Genomic DNA, 16,875 nt, shown 5'->3' on the forward strand with positions numbered 1-16,875 from the left:
GTCCTCGATTCGCGGAGTCAGGCGGTGAAGGGGGAGGGCGGTTTGGAGATGCCGGCCAGCCCGCCGTCGGGCACCGAGACCCCGCCGTCGAGCACCAGCGCCTGCCCGGTGAGGTAGGACGCGGCGGGGGAGGCGAGGAACAGCGCGGCGCGGGCGATCTCGTCCGGCTCCGCCCAGCGGCCCAACGGGACGTGCGCCATCAGCCACTCCGACAGCGGCTCCAGGGAGTAGGCGAAGGACGTCATGTCGGTGCGGGTCCAGCCCGGGCACAGGGCGTTGACCCGGATGCCCTCGCGTGCCCAGCCGACCGCCAGGCTGCGGGCCAGCGCGATCTGCGCCGCCTTGGACGCGCCGTACGCCTCCATCCGGGGGGTGCCGGCGACCCCGGCCAGCGAGGACATCAGCACCAGGCTGGCCCGGGACGAGGCGGTCAGGTGCCGGTGGGCCCGGCGGCACAGCGCGGCGGTGGCGTTGAGGTTGACCGCCAGGACGTGGTCCCAGTCGACCTGCGCGGAGTCCTGGAGGGGGACCAGGGTGGGCGTGCCGTCGTCCTGGGCGGGCAGCACGCCCGCGTTGTGGATGACGACGTTGAGTCCGCCCAGTGCGGTCGCCGCGGCGTCCACCACGGCCTCCGCGGTGCCCGGTTCGGCGAGGTCGCCGGGGACCAGCACCGCGGTGCGCCCCTCGTCCTCCACCAGCGCGGCGGTCTCCTTGAGGGCGTCCTGGTTCCGTGCGGACAGCGCCAGATCGGCGCCGGCCCGGGCGAGCGTCACGGCGGTGGCCCTGCCGATGCCCCGGGAGGCGCCGGTGACCAGGGCGCGTGCGCCGTCGAGTCGGAACGGGTCGTGGGGCGTGGCGGTCATGAGGAACTCCTTTGCAGCGTGGAAACGGTGGAGGGGGGAGGGGAGGGTGCGCAGGCGCGGGCGGCGCGGAGCGGCGCGATGCGGATGGCGGGCGCGCCGGTCCAGGTCAGCAGGGCGCTGCCCCAGGTCACGCCGGCGCCGAAGACGGCCAGCAGGATCCGGCCGCCGGGCGGCAGCAGCCCGCGGGCGGCGGCGCTGGCCAGGGCGTACGGGGCGCTGGCGGCGCCGATGTTGCCGACCTCGTCGCCGACGATGACCAGGCGCTCGGGCGGGATGCCGATCCGGTCGCCGAGGTTGCGCAGCAGCAGTGGGTTGGGCTGGTGGGTGATGAACGCGTCGATGTCCTGGAGCCGCAGGTCGTTGCCGGCCAGGCACTCGCGGACGAGCCGGGGGAAGATCTCGACGATGAAGTCCCGTACCGCCCGGCCGTCCATGTGGATGTGGTGCCGGTGTTCGCCGAGCGTGGTGGGGCTGGCGGGGAGGCGGCTGCCGCCGCCGGGGATCAGGACGTGGTGCGCGCCGGTGCCGTCGGAGCCGAGGCGGAAGTCGCGGAATCCGGCACCGTGCGGTACGGGCCCCAGCACCGCGGCGGCCGCCCCGTCCGCGAAGAGCACCGCGGTGCCCCGGTCGGTGGGGTCCAGGAACTTGGAGTACGCCTCGACGCCGACCACGGCCGCGTAGCGCGCGCCGCCGTTGCCGCGCAGCCAGTCGTGCGCCACTCGGGCCGCGAACAGCCAGCCGGCGCAGGCCGCGCTGACGTCGAGCGCCACGGCGTGCCGGGCGCCGGTCAGGGCCTGGATGCGGCAGGCGGTGGAGGGGCCCAGCTCGTCGGGGGTGGAGGTGGCGGCGATCAGCACGTCGAGCTGGTCGATGTCGATGCCGGCGGCGGCCACCGCGGCGCGCACCGCGGCCGCGGCCAGGTCGGAGGCGGCCTCGTCGGCGTCGGCGACGTGCCGGGTGTGCACGCCGGTGCGCTGGGCGATCCACTCCGGGGTGACGCCGGCCGCGGCGGCGATGTCGTGGTTGCTGCGGGTGCCGCGCGGGAGGTAGGTGCCCATGCCGAGGATGCCGATGGGCGGCGCGGGGGAGGAGTGCGGACTCATGACGGCCTTTCCGGTCACCGGTCGAGGAAGTCGTACAGGGCGGCGGCGTAGTCGTCGGCGCCCAAGGGGGCCGGGGCCGCGCCGGGCGGTGCGCCCATCGCCTCCCACAGCAGCGGGAGGTGGGGCAGCAGGCGGTCGCACAGGCCGTCGATCACCGTGGGGAGCGCCCGGACGGTGCCGGGGGCGAGGGTGCCCGCGGCGAGCAGGCCGCCGGCCAGGCGGCGCGCCTCGACGGCCCCGTAGAGCGCCGCCAACGGGCGCAGTACCGCGCGGAGTTCGGGGTCGTGGACGGCTTCGACGGCGGCGGCCAGGGAGTCCGCGATCAGCCGGGAGCCGTACGCCTCGCCGAGTCGGTGCGCGGCGTCCAGCAGTGGGTTCCACAGTTCCAGCCCGGTCCGTCCGGCCCGGACGCCCTGTTGGAGGGCGCGGTGGAGTTCGTCCCGCAGCAGGCTCTCCTGGGCCCGGGCGACCGCCGGCCACCAGCCGGGATGGTCGGCGGGGACGTCGGCCGGCGGGATGCGGCCGCCCGCCCCGGCACCGCGCTCCTGGGCGAGGGACCGGCCGGCGTCCAGCAGGATCAGGTGGCTGTCGCCGCCCGCGGTGTCGAAGGCGTGCGCGAAGCCGTGGTAGCCGTCGAGCAGGTTGGGGCGCAGGAAGCCGGCGAGCCCGCAGCGGTGCTGGCACTCGGCGGCCACCCGTGCGGCGCCGCGCACCGTGACCGCCTTGAGCACCGCCAGCGGCCGATCGACGGCGGTCCACGGGGAGAAGGTCATCCCGTTCGCGCGGTGCGCCGCCGCGTGGCGGGCGGTGCGCGACCGGGCCCAGATCTCCCGCGCGGTCCGCCCGGCGCACGTCAGGGCGAACGACTCGGCGAGCGCCCCGAGCAGCGCGTGCTGCTGGTTGCGGAGTTCCAGCACGCTCGCGCCGGGGGCCAGTCGGCCGTGGGCCCTGCGGTGCGCGGAGAACCGCAGCGCCGATACGGAACACTGGCGGGCCATGGTCGCGACCGCAGCGGGCAGGGTGGCCCACAGGATCCGGCCCACCGACAGGGTCCGTTGGAGCCGCGCGTCCGGGCCGCCGAGCGGGTCGTGGAAGGCGCCGTCCGCGTCGATGTGCGCCCGGTCGCGCAGCCACTGGGCGTACGGGACCCGGACGCCGTCGAAGCGCACCAGCGCGTAGTCCAGCGGCAGGGACGGCGCTTCGAAGCTGCGGGAGAGGGTCACGCCCGGTCGCGGACCGTCGGCGTCGGTGAGCTCCACGACGAACGAGAACACTCCACGGTCGATCCCGTCGACCACGGTGCGGGCGCACACCACGGCGGTCTGCGGCACCCCGGAACCCCCGACGCCGGAGAACTTGGCCGCGCCGGCCACCGGCGTGTCGAGCACGAACTCCCGTGAGTCGGGGTCGAGTCGGGCGGTGGTCCGGGTGCCCAGATGGCTGCTGGCGTCCCCGATCTCGGTCACCAGGTAGGAGCCCTTGGCGCGGCCGGTGGTCAGGTTCTGCCAGGGGCGGCCGAGCGCCGCCGGGTCGTCGGCGAGCGTGACGACGGAACCCAGGCAGAGCACGTAGTGGTTGACGACGGCCATGTACAGCGGCGGGTCCACGAGCGCCGCGCATTCGCTGAGCACCGCGAGTTGTTCGGGGTTCCGGAACAACTCGCCGACCGGCGGCAGGTTGTCCGCGATCAGCCGCAGTCGCCGGTGCACCTGGTGGCCGCGGTCCTCGGGGGCGCCGGCGGTCTGCTCGCGGTCGGCCGCCAGGGCGGTCAGCAGACGGCTGCGCAGGGTGTAGGGGCGGGATCCGTGGACGATCTCGGCCAGTTCACCGAGCGGTTGCGTGCGTGTGGTCATCGTCGGTGCTCCAGAGGGCGGCGAGGGCGGTGTCCGGCCGGCGGGTGGCCGGGGCGCCGGGCTGCGGCCAGGGGAAGGCGGGATCGGCGAGCGGCGCGTGGGCGTCGGCGGCGTCGGGCGGCAGGGTCTGTTGGATGCTGCGGGTCAGTGCCTGGCCGGTGCCCGCCTCGAAGAACAGGGCGCGGCCGGCGGTGGTGATCCGGCGGAGCACCGGTGGCAGGCGGAAGGGACGGACCAGGCAGTCGGCCAGGCCGCGGTGGAGATCGTCCTGGGGGCCGTAGGGGCCGCCGTGCACGGCGGAGTGCACGGGAATCCGGGCCGGGCGTGGGGCGAGGTGGCCGATCGCGGCGGCGAAGGCGTCCGCGGGACCGGTGAGGGACGGGTGGTGGGAGGAGAACGGCAGTCGGAGGCGGGCGGCCGGGACGCCCTGCCCGGCGGCCGTCTCCTCCAGTGTCCGCAGGTCCGGCAGCGGGCCGCTGACGATGGTCTCCTCGGGGCTGTTGACGCAGGCCAGGGCGAGGGCGGGGGAGCCGGTCCGGCGCAGCAGGGCCTCGGTGTCGGCCTCTCCGGCGCCGACCAGCGTCATCCCGCCCGCACAGCGGGCCAGTTGACGGGCCAGTAGACAGGCGATCCGAGCGCCCTCGGGGACCTCGAACACACCGGCCGCGGTGAGGGCGGCGATTTCCCCGAAACTCACCCCGAGCACCTGGTCGGGCACCAGGCCGGTGGCGCACAGTGCGCGGTGCACCGCCACCGAGGAGCAGAACAGCGCGAGTTGGGGGGTGCCGACGCTTTCGGCGGCGAGTTCACGGCCGGTGGGCGGCGCATCGCTCAGCAATGCCTTGGCCAGTGGCCCGATATCGAATTCCTCGCCGACTTCCTCGGCTTCTTCGAATACCTCGCGCACCGCTTTTCGTACGGTTGTGTGAGTGCGTAGTGCCCGAACGAGCGGACTTACCGCGAAGTCGCCCTGCCCGGGAAAGACATGGACGATCCGGGGCGGTGTCGAGTGTTTTTTTCCATGGGTGGTCGCGGTGACGTCACGCATTTCCACATCCAATTTCCGGTCGTTTCCGGTCGGTGTTATGCCATTCAACAACCCTCACCGGACCCGTGGTCCACGTTTCGGGTCCGGGTCTGTTGAAAGGGGTGAACGCGCAGGCGGCGCGGCGTCTCAGGAGTGCTGAGAGGGTGACGTCACGGCGAACGCACGGTGCAACACCGCGGTCGCCACCGGGAGATTCCGGAACGGCGTGAGCAGCTGACGCAGCCGGCCCGCGGCGAGATCCGCGGCCCCGGACCGCAGATGGACATATTGGTCCAGGAACGAATTCCAGGACGCACAGGCCTCTTCCACATGGCCGAGACCCATGAGTATTTCCGCGTGCTGGGCAAAACTCAGCGCCATGCCCCGGTGGTCCTGGTCGGACCGGCGGGCCAGCGAGTTGGCCAGGGCGGCGCGCGCGGCCGGCAGGTCGCCCGTGTGTCGGAGGACCTCGGCGGTCTGGAATTCCAACGAGCCGGATGAATACGCGGTGAAGGGTTCTGCCGCGCCGGCACCCTCGCCCCGGGCCAGCGCGTTCTCGGCCCGGCCGAGCGACTCCCGCGCGGCCCGGTGCCGCCCGCAGGCCGCCTGCGCCACGGCGAGTTGGGACAGCAGGAACGCCCGGGCCGGACCGCCGGACGCCCGGGTGGCGGCCGCCGCCTCGGCCGCGGACAGGGCGATCCGCCGGTGCCCCAACGCGAGCCCCTGGGCGCTCAGCCCGCGCAGGACGACGGCGCGCGCCGTGGCGTCCCCGGACTCGTCGGCGAGCCGCAGAGCGGTGGAGAAGTGGCGCTGGGCGAGCCCGTGCACGGACGCGTCCTGATACATCCGGGCGAGCAGGAACGACAGCCGGGACGCCTCCACCAGCAGCCCGCGGCGCTGATCGTGGCCCTCCCGCTCGCGCAGCAGCGGAGCGATGTCGTCCGCGAGGTACGCGGCCAGCGCCGAGCGCGCCCGCCGCCCGCCGTGCGCGTCGAAGGAGGCGGAGTAGAAGCGCACCGCGAGCCGGACCACCCCGAGGTCGTCCCCGGCGTCCTGCTCCCCGCGCGGCGCCGGAGGCATCGGCGCCCGGCCCGCCGACCCGGCCGCGACCTTCGCCAACTCCGCTTCCCGGTACGGCAGCATCCGGGCCGAGGCCCGGCGGGCGGGGTCGTTCTCCATGCTGCACAGCTCGGTGAGGGCGGTGCTGATCGGGATGCCGGAAAGGGGGAGCCGCCCGCCCGCCGGTGCGGACGGCTCCCCGACGAGCCCCGCCGCGGCGGGGGAGACCGAGCGGCCCAGCCGACGGGTCAGTGCCTCGGCGATCAACTCCGGCACCGGTGGCGCCGGGTGGGTCCCGCTGAGCCAGTGCGCGACGGCCGTGCGGTCGTAATTCAGGTCGAGGTCTATTTCCGCAGCGAGGGCATTGACCGTGCGCGCCAGCGCCGCCTGCGTCCAGCGGGCCTCTGCCAGCAGGGCCCGCAAATTCTGATTGCGGCGGCGTGACGGCGACACCTACGGCTCCCGGCGCGGCGGTTCGGGTTCCGGACCGGCAGCCCCACCCGCATCATTCCGCGTCAATTCCACGGTTGCGCCGTGGCCGCGTGGACGAGGGCAACCGGAGAAACGGAAGGGACCAAAGAAGTTCATGGGGAGTGATGTCCGTACCTGGTCGTGCCGTTGTGCCTGATTGGATTCCTACCCACGGCGGGCGGGGCCCTCGGGGGTGTCCGCGTAATTCTTTCGGGGCAGTCTTCCCGTGGCCGGAAAGGCGCCTTGCGGACCATCGAGCCGTAGCCAACAACCGTCCACCAACGGAACCATGAATCGAGCCGGGGCGGAACGCCTGATCGCGGTGGGAAGCGTGAACGTGTTGAAAGGCCCGCGATCCCGGGCGACTCCCGAGCCGGAAAGCCCGACCAGTGAGCGAGGCACACAGATCATGACGCCCCCGCGCCGCCCCAACCGTATGCTCGCGGCACTGTTGGCCGAGGCCGACTGGACCGCCAGGGACCTCGCCCGCGCCGTCAACGCCCTCGGCAGCGCCCAAGGTCTCCGGCTGCGCTACGACCGCACGTCGGTGGCCCGTTGGCTGGGCGGGGCACGCCCCCGCCCCCCGGTCGGACACCTGATCGGCCAGGCGCTGAGCCGCCGCCTCGGCCGCCGCCTGACACCCCAGGACGCCGGGTTCCCCGACCCCGACCTCACCGGCGGCGCGCTCGGTTCCGCGCTGCACGGCGGCGACCCCGTCCACCGGCTGGCCGCCCTCTGCCGCGCCGAGGCGGACCCCGCCCGCAGGGCCGAGCTGGCCCGCGCCGTCCTCTCCGCCCCGCCACCCGTCGTCACCGACTGGGGGCGCCGACCCGTGGCCCTGCCCCCGGCCGACCCGCGCGCCCCCCAGGCATCCGCCGCGGCCCCCGTACGGCTGGAGGTCGTGGCGGCCCGCAGCGTCCTGCTGGGGGAGCGGCACGGCGGCGCCCACGGCCGGTCCGCGCTGGCGGGGTATCTGGCCACGGACGTGGTGCCGCTGCTCACCGCCCCGGCGCATCAGGCGGTCCGGCGCGCCCTCCTCACCGGCGCCGCCCACCTGACCCTCCTCCTGGCCGGCCGCACCTCGGAGACGGGCCACCCGGCCCTCGCCCAGCACTACTACGACATCGCCCTCGAACTCGCCCGCGCCGCCGGCGACCTGGGCTCCTACGCGATCGTGCTGCGCTGCCTGAGCGTGCAGGCGCACCAGTTCGGCGACCACCACCAGGCCCTCGCGCTCGGCGAGGCCGCCACCGAGATAGCCGGGTCGGCGGTACCCAGCGCCGTCCGCGCCTACCTCTACGCCGGGCGCGCCGTCGTCCGGGCCGGCGCCGGCGAGAGCCGCGCCGCGGCCGCCGACCTGCTCGCCGCGGAACAGCACCTGGCGCGCGCCACCGGCCCCGAGGGCCCCTTCACCAGCTACCCGGAGACCGCACTGCGCTACCAGCGCGCCGAGGTCCTCTCATGCCTCGGCGACCACAAGGCCGCCCTGAGCGAACTGGAGAACTCCCTCGCCAGTCGGCCGGCCGACCACCACAAGGCCCGCACCCTGCTGCACGCCCAGCTCGCGCACACCCTGCTCGCCCTGCACGACGTCGACGCGGCCGTGGACCACTCCTTCCAGGCTCTGCGCCACCACCGGCAGCTCGCCGCCGGGTCCGTGCACGGCACCCTGCCGCGGCTGGCCCACCGCCTTGCGCCCTACCAGCGCAACCCCCATGTCAAGGCATTCCGGGAACGTCTGCGCACGACGGCCCGATGACGGCCGCACCGGAGTCCTCGCTCCCCGTCCCGCGCCGGCGCACGTCCGCCGAGCGGTGCTCCTCCCCCTCGCCCTCCGCAGGCAGCGCGGATAAGCGGCCCAGCAACGCCATCGCCATGTCCACAGGATCGGTCACAAGGCAATAAGGGGCAGGAGAGCCCGCATTTCGAATCCCGGCGCGCCCACCCGGTCGCACTGTTCACCCGGAAGCACGCAACCCACCCGCCCCACCGGACCACGCCCCGGCCGTCCGGAACTCCGCCCCGGCGCAGGTAAATTACCCGTGCCCCCGTGCAGCAGGCCGCCACCACCGCACCGTTGCGCCGCGCGTGCCGGACCGCTCAGCACACGGTCCCGTCCACGGCGCCCGACGCCGCCCGATCCGGATGGGCCCGCACGAGCGGCAGCCCCAGGGCGCGGGTGGCGTGGACGGCGATCGCGGAGTGCCGGGCCGACAGCGCCCCGGCGGGGAGGAGCGTGGAGACGGCTCCGCGGGCTTCGTTGCAGGGCGCGTCGGGGTCGTTCTGCACGTGTTCGCAGACCCGCAGGACGCGGTCGCCGAGGACGACGATCCGTAACTGGTGCCGGCGCCCATGGCGATCGACATTGCGGGCGTCCTCGGACAGCAGCCAGGACTGACCGAGGTCGGCGTAGAAGTCGGCGACCTCGAAAAGCCGTTGAACGCCCGTGATGTGGAAGACGTGCTCGCCGCCGACGCCGGTCGTGGGCCGGGCCCAGACATCACGCCCCAGTGCGACGAAGGCATCGAGCACCTCCGCACGGCTCGGAGCGTCCAGGGCGAGGGTCGGGGCGTGCGGGATGCCCGCCAGCGCCCTAACCGTCGGACGGTGCGCCGCTTGTCGGTGGCGGCCCGCCAGGCAGCGATGTCCGCCCCGCCGATGGTGGCGGTGTCGGTCGTGCGTAGCACGCCCTGGAAGCCCTCGAACCGGGTGCGGTCGGCCGGCGGGATCTCGTAGACGATCAGGGTGTCCGGTGCGACGCGCGGACGGTCCCGACCCGGCTCAAGGAGCAGGCTGCGACCGTTGGTTGTCGCGCGACCCGGGCCGCCCGTCATGAAGGGGCGGGCGTCCGGCACCGGGGCGCCCTGCTCGGTGGAGCGGTGGTCGGTCATCACCACGACGGTCCCGGCTGCGTCCATCGGAGCTCCACCCGACACGGCTCCCACCCACCCCTCGGCGCGCGGCGGGCGGAGCGCCCCGTTGGTCCGCTTCCCGGCACCGCCGTGGACGGGTGACGGAAGGTCACCCCGTCACCCCGTCATCGGGGTGCCGCGGTGCCGGTAAGCGTCGCTCGCGGTCGGTAGGCGGCGCCGCGGGACGCGCGTCAGCGGTCCGCGGCGCCGAGGGTGGCGAACAGGCCGCGGGCTTCCGTGCCGTCGGCCGACTGCCAGACACCGGTGAGGGAACCCAGGCACTCCGGGACGGTGCCCGCACGGCCGGTGGCGCCCTCCTGGGCCAGCGGTTCCAGCACGCGCCCGATGTGCAGGGCGAGGGTGGCGGGAGCGTGCCCCGGCCGCCTGTCGGCCGCCGCCTCTGTGATGGTGTCCAGGGTGAGGTCGGTGCCGTCCGGCCCGCTGACGACGGTCGCCGGGCCCACCATCCGCAACGCACCGATCGCGGCTGCCTCGACGCCCTCACCGAGGTAGTGGCGGACCGACTCGTCCCGGGCGTCGGAGGCGTCCTGTGCCTGCGGTTCGGCGCGTCCCTGGAAGAGGGCGAGCAACTCGGCGGCGAGCACCGGGTCGTGGGCCCCGTCGTAGATCCAGCGCCGGCCCAGTATGCCGTGCTCCAGGGTGCCGACGAGGCCCTGCTCGGCACCGTCGAGCGGTGCCCCGCGGTAGGTGAGCGGGACGAAGTAGGAGACCGGCGCGTCACCGGACCGGTCGGTGACCACCAGGCACTCGATTCCCACCTCGCCCTGCGGATCGTCCAGCCGGAAGCCGCCCACCCGGGCCAGCTGCGGCTCCCGGCCGGTGCCGCGGTACCAGGGCCGGCTCGGGAGCCAGGTGGTGAGCAGCTCCAATTTGGTGGGTTTGAGGGTGGTGTTGTGTATGACAGCCATGCCCCCTTTTACCATCCTCCGTCAGCGGCCGTGCCGGGGGCCGATGCGGCGAGGCGGTGCTGGTCAGGCGGTCAGGCGGTCCCGCGGGCCTGTCCCAGGCTGTCGCGACAGCACCGCACGAAGTCCTGCACGACCGCGTTGGTGTCGTCCGCCGGCGCCCAGGCGACGGCCACCCGACTGGGACTGACACCGGTGACCGGGCGATAGGTGACGCCGGGCCGGGCGTAGAAACGGGACGCGGACTCGGGAGCGAGCGCGATGCCGTAGCCGTTGGCGATCGCGCTGAGCCAGTCGTCCGGCTGGTCGGTGACCGCGCCGACGCGGACCGGGCGGCCCCCGCGTTCGTCGGCGGCCAACCAGTGGTCCCGCCAGCCGCCCGTCTCCGCCGGAGCGGCCACGAACGGCTCGTCCCAGAGTTCCCGGAACGGGATGACCTCACGGGAGGCCAGGGGGTGCGCGTCGGCGAGCGCCACCCAGCGCGGCTCGGTGAGCAGCGGCACGAGGTGCACCGCGTCCTGGCCGGGGAACGGCAGCCGCACCAGGGCGACATCGACCTCCGCATCGGCCAGCCCGGCGGACGGGTTGGACCATGCGGCCTGCCGCATCTCCGCGCGCCAGCCCGGCCGGCGTCGCGCGAACTCCGCGACGATGCGCGGCGTCGCCTCGTTGGCGCCACTGGCTACGAAACCGACCCGCAGCACGCGCTGCGCCCGGCTCGCCGCGGCCTTGGTCTCCCGCAGCGTCCGCTCCCAGTCGGCCAGCAGCGCGGGCACCCGCTCGGCCAGGGCACGCCCCGCCGCCGTCAACGCCATACCGGTCCGGGACCGGGTGAACAGGAGCACCCCGAGCTGCGCCTCCAACTGCTTGATCTGCTTGGTCAGCGCCGGCTGGGACACGAACAGGCGCTGTGCGGCATGGGTCAGGCTGCCGTCCTCCGCCACGGCGACGAAGTAACGCAACAGCCGGGTGTCGACATCCATGCCGTCAGGTTATAGCCGCAGGTATTGGACGTCGGGCGACGGCACGACGAGCCTGGTCACCGGGCCCGGTGGCGCTGTGTGGCCGTGACCGGCCGGCGGACCTGCCGCCTCGGGGGCTCGGAACGGTATCGGAAAGGGAGGCGTCGGCTCATGGACATGGCCTACGTGATCATCACCGTCATCACGATCGCGGCGAACGCGGGGATCGCGGTCGCGGACCTGGCGAGGGCCGAGTTCGTGCTCGCCAACTCCGCCGCGGTGGGGGTGCCGCGGTCCTGGCTCCCGTGGCTGGGCGCCCTCAAGGGCGCCGGAGCGGTGGGCCTCCTGCTGGGGCTCCTGGGAGTGGGGCCGCTCGGCACGGCCGCCGCCGGGGGACTGGTCCTCTTCTTCGTCGGTGCGGTCGTCGCACACGTCCGGGTACGCGCCTACGCGACCTTGGCCGGGCCCGCCGGGTACCTGGGACTGGCCGTCGCCACCCTCGTCCTGGCGGTCCTGCGTTAGGGGCTGTCCGATGGGGAATGGCCGGGGCCACGGCGCCTGGCACGTCAGGAGGATTTCAGTGTCGGGCCTTATCAGTAAGGCGAGTTGGGCGGGGGCGGGCCGCTACTTCTCCAGGAGTGTCAGCAGCAGGGTGACCACGACGACGCCGATGCCGAGGGCGGCACCGAGCACCGGGTCGTGGTAGGCGAGGTAGACGGCCAGGCCGCCGAGTACGAGCGCGAGGGCAGTGCGAGTGTCCATGTCCTCAGGTCCCGTCGAGGCCGCCGGAAATTTCAGCCGTCGGCCGTGAAAAGAATCCGGGCGTCGACTCGTCCTCCTAGCGAGCCCGGGGCCACGGCTGCGGTTCCCGGTCAGTGGAGAGGACGACACATGAGGCAGCTCTCAGGGGGCGGCGACGACTCCGGGGAGGCGCACCGCCGGCTGTCGAAGGTACGCGAGGCCGAGCTGATGGAGGAGGCGTTACGCACCATCGAGCCGCGGCTGATCTCCTCGGTCACGCGGATCACGCGCGACTACCACCTGGCCCAGGACATCACCCAGGAGACCTGCATCGCGGTCCTCCAGGAGTTCCGTCGCGGCACCAAGTTCGAGAAGCCGGTCATCGTCTTCGCGACCGTGGTCGCCCGGAACAAGCTCCGGGACCACTGGCGCAAGGCGTCCTCGGGAGAGCGGCTCTACGACGAACCACCCGAACACGCACGGCAGTTGGGGGCCGGCGCGGCCATCGGCCTGGAATACCTGGAGCTGCTGGAGTCGGTGAAGGCGGCGATCGCCAACGAACGGCAGGCCGCGGTCTGGGAACTCACCCACGTCTGGGGCCTGAAGGGCATCGAGATCGCCGAGCTGTTGGAGATCTCGTCGGCGACGGTCAGCCGTGAACTGGCCGCGGCCGAGGCGAAGGCCAGGCGCTGCCGGGACGACGACGAGCCGGCGCCGGCGTAGGTCACGTCCCGGGCTCGCGGCGGTCGCCGCACGCGGCCGCCGCGCCCGACTTCCGCGCCGTGCCCGGACCGGACTGTGCCCCGGAGCCACGGGACGGACGTTGCCGAATCAGACCGTGGCACCGGGGTCGGACCGATCCGACCCAAGAGTTCTTGAGGGAAGGGTATCCATGATGAACAGCCATTCCTCTCCGCACGAGAGGATGCTGGCCTACCTCCGAGAGGGGGACCAGCTAATGCCCCCGGGCGCGCGCGGAGCACGTTCGGGGGAAACTCTGTATGACAAGGTGTCAGCGGCAGCCGAGCCGTCCGGCGCTGCCTCGAACCACCTTGAACCCCCCGACCCGTCGCCCGAAGCCTGGTACGAGGACGGGCTCGACGCGGTACTGGGGCGATCGGTGGTGAAGTGGTGAGAGGCGCCCGCCACGCACCGGATGTCAACTGCGCCGTTCGCATGCTGGTCGTGGTCGCCGGCTCCGGCATGCCTGTGCCACCACAGCGGTTGCTCGTCTAGAGCGGCGGTGCGACGGGTGGCGCGGCCAACATGGGGGGACTGGCCGCACCGCTCGCGCCCGTCGCCGGCAGGCATCCACCCGGTCCCACCGTGAGTGGGTGCCGCCGCCGCTACCGGTCGGCCGCTGGCGGAACCAGTCCGTCGGCCACCAGCCCGGCGAGCACCGCTTCGCCCAGTGCCTGGACGGCCGACTGCGGCCGGACCATCACCGTGATCTCCTTGATCCGGCCGTCCTGGGTCGCGTCCTCGTCGTGGTGCAGCAGGTCGATGCCGTGGATCTGCTTGCCGTTGACGGTGGCACGGAAGAGCAGCACGGAGGAGGGGGCCGTCGTGCCGTCCACGCTGGTCTGGGAGCTGCCGGCGAAGTCGCCGACGTAGTGGAAGTCCTCGAAGGTGCGCAGCAGCACGGTGAACAGGCCCATGACCGCCGGCTTGCCTTCGAAGGGCCGGAACTTCACCGGGCTGTAGAGACGGATGTCGTCGGTGAACAGCGCCTCCAGGGCCGCGAGATCGCGGTTCTCGACGGCGGTGCGGAAGCGTGCGGCGACTGTGGTCACGGTTGGTCCCCATTCCTGGTCGTCCTTCCGGCGCGTCGCGTGCGCGGCCGGCCCGCGCCCTGCACCGGATCCCTGACTACTCATAAAATTGAGTAGTCAGAAGCATGAGTACCATGCGGGCGCCCCCCTGGGTAGGGGGAGTTCATCGCGAGGGACGGGGTGGGCCGGCGCGCTCCGTCGCGGAATCCATCAAGTGGCCGCGTCGCCCCCGCCGTTGAAATGTGATGCGGACCACGTCCGTTATGTCGGATTACCGGGTCTCCCCGCCCCGCCATGATGCCTGGGAACCAAGCAACCCAGGAACGGAGTTGGCACGTGGACGACAGTCAAAGAGTCGGTTCGTGGCGGGAACTCGGCAGACGTTTCGGTACCGCAGCGGTGCTGGCCGGGGGCGTGCTGATCGGCGCCGTCAACATCTATCTCGCCGCGAGCCTGTTGCCGACGGCGGTCGCAGACATCGGCGGTGAACGCCTCTACGCATGGAATGCGACCGTCTTCCTGACCGCCCAGGTCGTCGCGACCATGCTCGTGAGCCGAACCCTCTCCCGCTACGGCGATATCGGCTCCTACCTGATCGGATTCGGCGTCTTCGCCGTCGGGTCGGCGGTGTGCGCGGCCAGTCCGGCGATGCCCGTGCTGCTGGTCGGCCGCGGTGCGCAAGGACTGGGGGCGGGCCTGCTGACCGGTCTGGGGTTCGCCTTGGTCTACTCGGCGCTGCCGCGTCATCTGTGGGCGCGGGGCAGCGCGTTGATCTCCGCCATGTTCGGCCTGGGCAACTTCGTCGGTCCGGCTCTGGGCGGGCTCTTCGCCCAGTTCGGCTCCTGGCGACTGGCGTTCGTCGTGTTGGCCGTCGCCTCGGGAGCGATGGCGGTGTTCGTCCCTCGTGTGCTGCCGAGGAGCGGCCGGGACGGGGCGGACCCGGCTGAAGTGCCGCTGAGCGCCCTGGTGTTGGTCGTGGGGGCCGCGGGCGCCGTGAGCGTCGCCGGAATCCTCGCGAACAAGGTCCTGATGGTGGCGTTCATCGCGTTGGCACTGATGCTGGTGACGGCGTTCGTGGTGACGGAGCAGCGGAGTCGGGTCCGAGTCCTGCCGCGTCAGACCTACCGGGCCGGATCCGCGTTGCGGTGGGTCTACCTGACCATCGTGTTCCTCGCGGCCGGCGTCGCGGTGGAGATCTTCCTGCCGCTGTTCGGCCAGCGCATGGGCGGACTGCCGCCGGTCGCTGCCGGGTTCTTCGGGGCGGCGTTGTCGCTGGGCTGGTCGGCGAGCCAGGTCGTCAGCTCCTCGGCGCGCCGGCGACGGACGGTCCGGCGGCTGCGGGTGGCGGGCCCCGCTCTCCTCGCGGCCGGCCTCGCCGTGCTCGCTCTCCTGCAACAGCGCGACGCGCCACTGCTCCTGGTCCTCGCATGGCTGCCCGTGCTGCTCCTCGCCGGCACGGGGATCGGCCTGGCCATGCCCCACCTGTCCGTTGCCGCGATGAGCAGCACACCGGACAAGGCGGAGGGGGAGAAGGCCGCCGCGGCGATCGCGACCGTGCTGACGATGGCGACGGCGTTCGGCGCGGCGGTCGCCGGCCTCCTGGTCAACCTGGGCGGCCCGACGATGCTCACCTCCGCGCGCTACCTGCTGTTCGGTTTCGCCGCCCTCTCCGCCCTCGGAGTGGCCACCGCGCTGCGCGCCGACCACCTTGCTCGACTGACGGAGCGGCGGCGCGAGTCGGGAGCCGAGGCCGGAGGCCACCAACGGCGCAGGTGACGGACAATGCCGGGATGACCCGACCCAGAATCCGTGTCGCTGCCTACGTGATCCGGTATCGCGCCGTTCCCGAACTCCTGGTGTTCGACCACATCGGGATGCCGGAGGCCGGCACCCAGGTCCCGGCGGGCGGAGTCGAACCAGGCGAAGGGCGAGAGGCGGCGGTGCTGCGAGAGGTTGCCGAGGAGACCGGTCTGCGGTCGGCCACCGTGGTCCGGCAGATCGCCGTGGAGGACAAGCCCCACCCCGACACGGGAGCGCCACGACGAACCAGCTTCCTCCACCTCCGGGCGCCCGCAGACACTCCCGATGCGTGGGAACACCGCGTCCACGGCGACGGCGACGACGCCGGCCTCGCCTTCGCCTGCCGGTTCCTCCCCCTTCCCCTGGAGCAACCACTGGCCGACGCTCAGGACGTCTGGCTGGGCCGCATCGACCCGCGCTGGAGCACCGTCACCGGCGACGGCCGGTAGTACGGTCGCCGAACCCGGACGTCGAGTCCGCACGGCGAATGGAGCGGCCCGGGGGAGGGGGTCCGGGCCCTGGTGTCCGTGACGTACGCCGAGGTCGCGGTGGCCTCGGCGTACCGTCCGTCACGGCGAGATCAGCGGTTCGGCCCGGTAGGCCCGGTGCAGCAGCTCGACGAAGGGCGGCGCCGCGGGCAGCGGCACCGAGCCGATCCGGTGCACCGGCACTCCCGGCGTCCACGAGTTCATCACCACGGCGCCGGCCAACCCCGGCAGCGCGTCGAGGGTGATCTCCTGGTCGCGCTGCGGGACCCCGAGGCGATCCAGTCGGCGGCGGACGATGCCCATCGTCGTTCCGCCCAACACCGCGGCCTCGGGCCACACCACGGCCTCACCGTCCCAGAAGGCCAGGTTCCAGATCGTCCCCTCGCTGAGCCGTCCCCGCCGGTCCACGAAGACGGCGTCGTCGAAGCCCTCCGCGACGGCCCGGCGCAGGAAGTAGGTCTTGGCGACCTCGCCGACGTGCTTCACGGCCGGGAGGACACGTTCGTGGGCGACGGGCGCCAGCGCGAGCGGACCCTCCGGTGCGGACGCCGGCGGTCGCGTCCGGACCAGCAGCTCGGGCGCCCCCTCGCCGCCGCCCCGGGTGAACTCGCCCGCAGGTGAGAAGACCGTGGCCGTCAGCGAGAGGTCGGCCGGCCCGGACTCCAGCGCGGCACGCAGCCAGGACCGCACCCGGTCGTCCGGCAACGCCCGGCCGAACAACTCCAGCGAGGCGGTGCGCAGTCGCTCCAGATGGAGATCCAGGCCCCGCACCCGGCCCCCGCGCACCTGCAGGGCGGTGAAGTGGGCATAGCCGGCGAACGCCAGCGGCGCCAGGTCCGCCGCGGTCGCCGTCCGACCGTTGAGTTGAACGACGAAGCCCGTCACATCAGTTGACATC

16 protein-coding genes are annotated in these 16,875 nt (G+C 73.3%); 5 read left to right on the plus strand and 11 right to left on the minus strand.

Going from position 1 to position 16,875, the window contains the following annotated elements; translation table 11 throughout:
* Nucleotides 1-17: 17 nt before the first annotated feature.
* From MOV08_RS40050 to MOV08_RS40070, 5 genes are all read right to left on the minus strand, one after another.
* The gene (locus MOV08_RS40050) at nt 18-863 is read right to left on the minus strand and encodes an SDR family NAD(P)-dependent oxidoreductase (protein WP_275311085.1); all 846 of its coding nucleotides are present in this window, start codon (nt 861-863) and stop codon (nt 18-20) included.
* Nucleotides 860-1,966 carry a 3-oxoacyl-ACP synthase III family protein gene (locus tag MOV08_RS40055; RefSeq protein ID WP_275311086.1) on the minus strand — a complete coding sequence of 369 codons (1,107 nt, stop codon included), beginning with the start codon at nt 1,964-1,966 and terminating at the stop codon, nt 860-862. The genes MOV08_RS40050 and MOV08_RS40055 overlap by 4 nt, the downstream gene beginning before the upstream one ends.
* Before the next feature lie 14 nt (nt 1,967-1,980).
* Entirely contained in the window at nt 1,981-3,819 is a 1,839-nt protein-coding gene (locus tag MOV08_RS40060) for an acyl-CoA dehydrogenase family protein (RefSeq protein WP_039639143.1), read from the minus strand.
* Nucleotides 3,791-4,726 carry an acyltransferase domain-containing protein gene (locus MOV08_RS40065; protein ID WP_275311087.1) on the minus strand — a complete coding sequence of 312 codons (936 nt, stop codon included), beginning with the start codon at nt 4,724-4,726 and terminating at the stop codon, nt 3,791-3,793. Before MOV08_RS40065 ends, MOV08_RS40060 begins: the two co-directional genes overlap by 29 nt.
* Nucleotides 4,727-4,993: 267 nt before the next feature.
* Complete coding sequence (locus MOV08_RS40070) at nt 4,994-6,358, minus strand: NsdA family TPR-like regulatory protein (RefSeq protein ID WP_275311088.1); 1,365 nt, start codon at nt 6,356-6,358, stop codon at nt 4,994-4,996.
* Between the two features lie 427 nt (nt 6,359-6,785).
* Between MOV08_RS40070 and MOV08_RS40075 the strand changes: the two genes are divergently transcribed.
* The gene (locus MOV08_RS40075) at nt 6,786-8,135 is read left to right on the plus strand and encodes an NsdA family TPR-like regulatory protein (protein ID WP_039639148.1); all 1,350 of its coding nucleotides are present in this window, start codon (nt 6,786-6,788) and stop codon (nt 8,133-8,135) included.
* A 341-nt stretch (nt 8,136-8,476) separates the two neighbouring features.
* On the opposite strand, the gene MOV08_RS40080 is transcribed toward MOV08_RS40075, so the two are convergent.
* From MOV08_RS40080 to MOV08_RS40090, 3 genes are all read right to left on the minus strand, one after another.
* Entirely contained in the window at nt 8,477-8,908 is a 432-nt protein-coding gene (locus MOV08_RS40080) for an ATP-grasp domain-containing protein (RefSeq protein WP_275311090.1), read from the minus strand.
* A 571-nt stretch (nt 8,909-9,479) separates the two neighbouring features.
* Nucleotides 9,480-10,217, minus strand: a complete 738-nt coding sequence (locus MOV08_RS40085; protein ID WP_275311092.1) for a maltokinase N-terminal cap-like domain-containing protein — start codon at nt 10,215-10,217, stop codon at nt 9,480-9,482.
* Nucleotides 10,218-10,288: 71 nt separating this feature from the next.
* Nucleotides 10,289-11,197 (minus strand): LysR family transcriptional regulator, encoded by a 909-nt coding sequence (locus tag MOV08_RS40090; protein WP_039639151.1) that lies wholly within the window; start codon nt 11,195-11,197, stop codon nt 10,289-10,291.
* Nucleotides 11,198-11,347: 150 nt separating this feature from the next.
* Here MOV08_RS40090 and MOV08_RS40095 point away from each other — a divergent pair, with 150 nt between their 5' ends.
* Nucleotides 11,348-11,698, plus strand: coding sequence for a DoxX family protein (locus tag MOV08_RS40095; protein WP_039639152.1), 351 nt, complete (start codon nt 11,348-11,350; stop codon nt 11,696-11,698).
* 102 nt (nt 11,699-11,800) lie between these two features.
* Here MOV08_RS40095 and MOV08_RS40100 read toward each other — a convergent pair whose 3' ends face one another.
* A complete protein-coding gene (locus MOV08_RS40100) occupies nt 11,801-11,938 on the minus strand; it encodes a hypothetical protein (protein ID WP_162487447.1) in 138 nt (45 codons plus the stop codon).
* Nucleotides 11,939-12,067: 129 nt separating this feature from the next.
* On the opposite strand from MOV08_RS40100, the gene MOV08_RS40105 reads away from it, so the two are divergent.
* Entirely contained in the window at nt 12,068-12,640 is a 573-nt protein-coding gene (locus MOV08_RS40105) for an RNA polymerase sigma factor (protein ID WP_275311093.1), read from the plus strand.
* 623 nt (nt 12,641-13,263) lie between these two features.
* On the opposite strand, the gene MOV08_RS40110 is transcribed toward MOV08_RS40105, so the two are convergent.
* Nucleotides 13,264-13,710: a nuclear transport factor 2 family protein gene (locus tag MOV08_RS40110; RefSeq protein ID WP_275311095.1), complete on the minus strand. Its 447-nt coding sequence runs from the start codon at nt 13,708-13,710 to the stop codon at nt 13,264-13,266.
* A 315-nt stretch (nt 13,711-14,025) separates the two neighbouring features.
* Between MOV08_RS40110 and MOV08_RS40115 the strand changes: the two genes are divergently transcribed.
* The gene (locus MOV08_RS40115; protein WP_275311097.1) at nt 14,026-15,465 is read left to right on the plus strand and encodes an MFS transporter; all 1,440 of its coding nucleotides are present in this window, start codon (nt 14,026-14,028) and stop codon (nt 15,463-15,465) included.
* 14 nt (nt 15,466-15,479) lie between these two features.
* On the plus strand, nt 15,480-15,938 hold the full coding sequence (locus MOV08_RS40120; RefSeq protein WP_275311099.1) for an NUDIX hydrolase: 459 nt from the start codon (nt 15,480-15,482) through the stop codon (nt 15,936-15,938).
* A 120-nt stretch (nt 15,939-16,058) separates the two neighbouring features.
* Here the strand turns inward: MOV08_RS40120 and MOV08_RS40125 are convergent, their stop codons facing one another.
* Complete coding sequence (locus MOV08_RS40125; RefSeq protein ID WP_275311101.1) at nt 16,059-16,874, minus strand: aminotransferase class IV family protein; 816 nt, start codon at nt 16,872-16,874, stop codon at nt 16,059-16,061.
* Between the last annotated feature and the right edge of the window lies 1 nt (nt 16,875).

Origin of the sequence: Streptomyces yunnanensis, assembly GCF_029011865.1 — a bacterium.
Taxonomy (GTDB): domain Bacteria; phylum Actinomycetota; class Actinomycetes; order Streptomycetales; family Streptomycetaceae; genus Streptomyces; species Streptomyces yunnanensis.

Bases quoted from the DNA above. Each gene is read 5' to 3' on its own strand.
- MOV08_RS40050 (WP_275311085.1), bottom strand. From the start codon at position 863: ATGACCGCCACGCCCCACGACCCGTTCCGACTCGACGGCGCACGCGCC.
- MOV08_RS40055 (WP_275311086.1), bottom strand. From the start codon at position 1,966: ATGAGTCCGCACTCCTCCCCCGCGCCGCCCATCGGCATCCTCGGCATG.
- MOV08_RS40060 (WP_039639143.1), bottom strand. From the start codon at position 3,819: ATGACCACACGCACGCAACCGCTCGGTGAACTGGCCGAGATCGTCCAC.
- MOV08_RS40075 (WP_039639148.1), top strand. From the start codon at position 6,786: ATGACGCCCCCGCGCCGCCCCAACCGTATGCTCGCGGCACTGTTGGCC.
- MOV08_RS40085 (WP_275311092.1), bottom strand. From the start codon at position 10,217: ATGGCTGTCATACACAACACCACCCTCAAACCCACCAAATTGGAGCTG.
- MOV08_RS40090 (WP_039639151.1), bottom strand. From the start codon at position 11,197: ATGGATGTCGACACCCGGCTGTTGCGTTACTTCGTCGCCGTGGCGGAG.
- MOV08_RS40095 (WP_039639152.1), top strand. From the start codon at position 11,348: ATGGACATGGCCTACGTGATCATCACCGTCATCACGATCGCGGCGAAC.
- MOV08_RS40100 (WP_162487447.1), bottom strand. From the start codon at position 11,938: ATGGACACTCGCACTGCCCTCGCGCTCGTACTCGGCGGCCTGGCCGTC.
- MOV08_RS40105 (WP_275311093.1), top strand. From the start codon at position 12,068: ATGAGGCAGCTCTCAGGGGGCGGCGACGACTCCGGGGAGGCGCACCGC.
- MOV08_RS40120 (WP_275311099.1), top strand. From the start codon at position 15,480: ATGACCCGACCCAGAATCCGTGTCGCTGCCTACGTGATCCGGTATCGC.
- MOV08_RS40125 (WP_275311101.1), bottom strand. From the start codon at position 16,874: ATGTCAACTGATGTGACGGGCTTCGTCGTTCAACTCAACGGTCGGACG.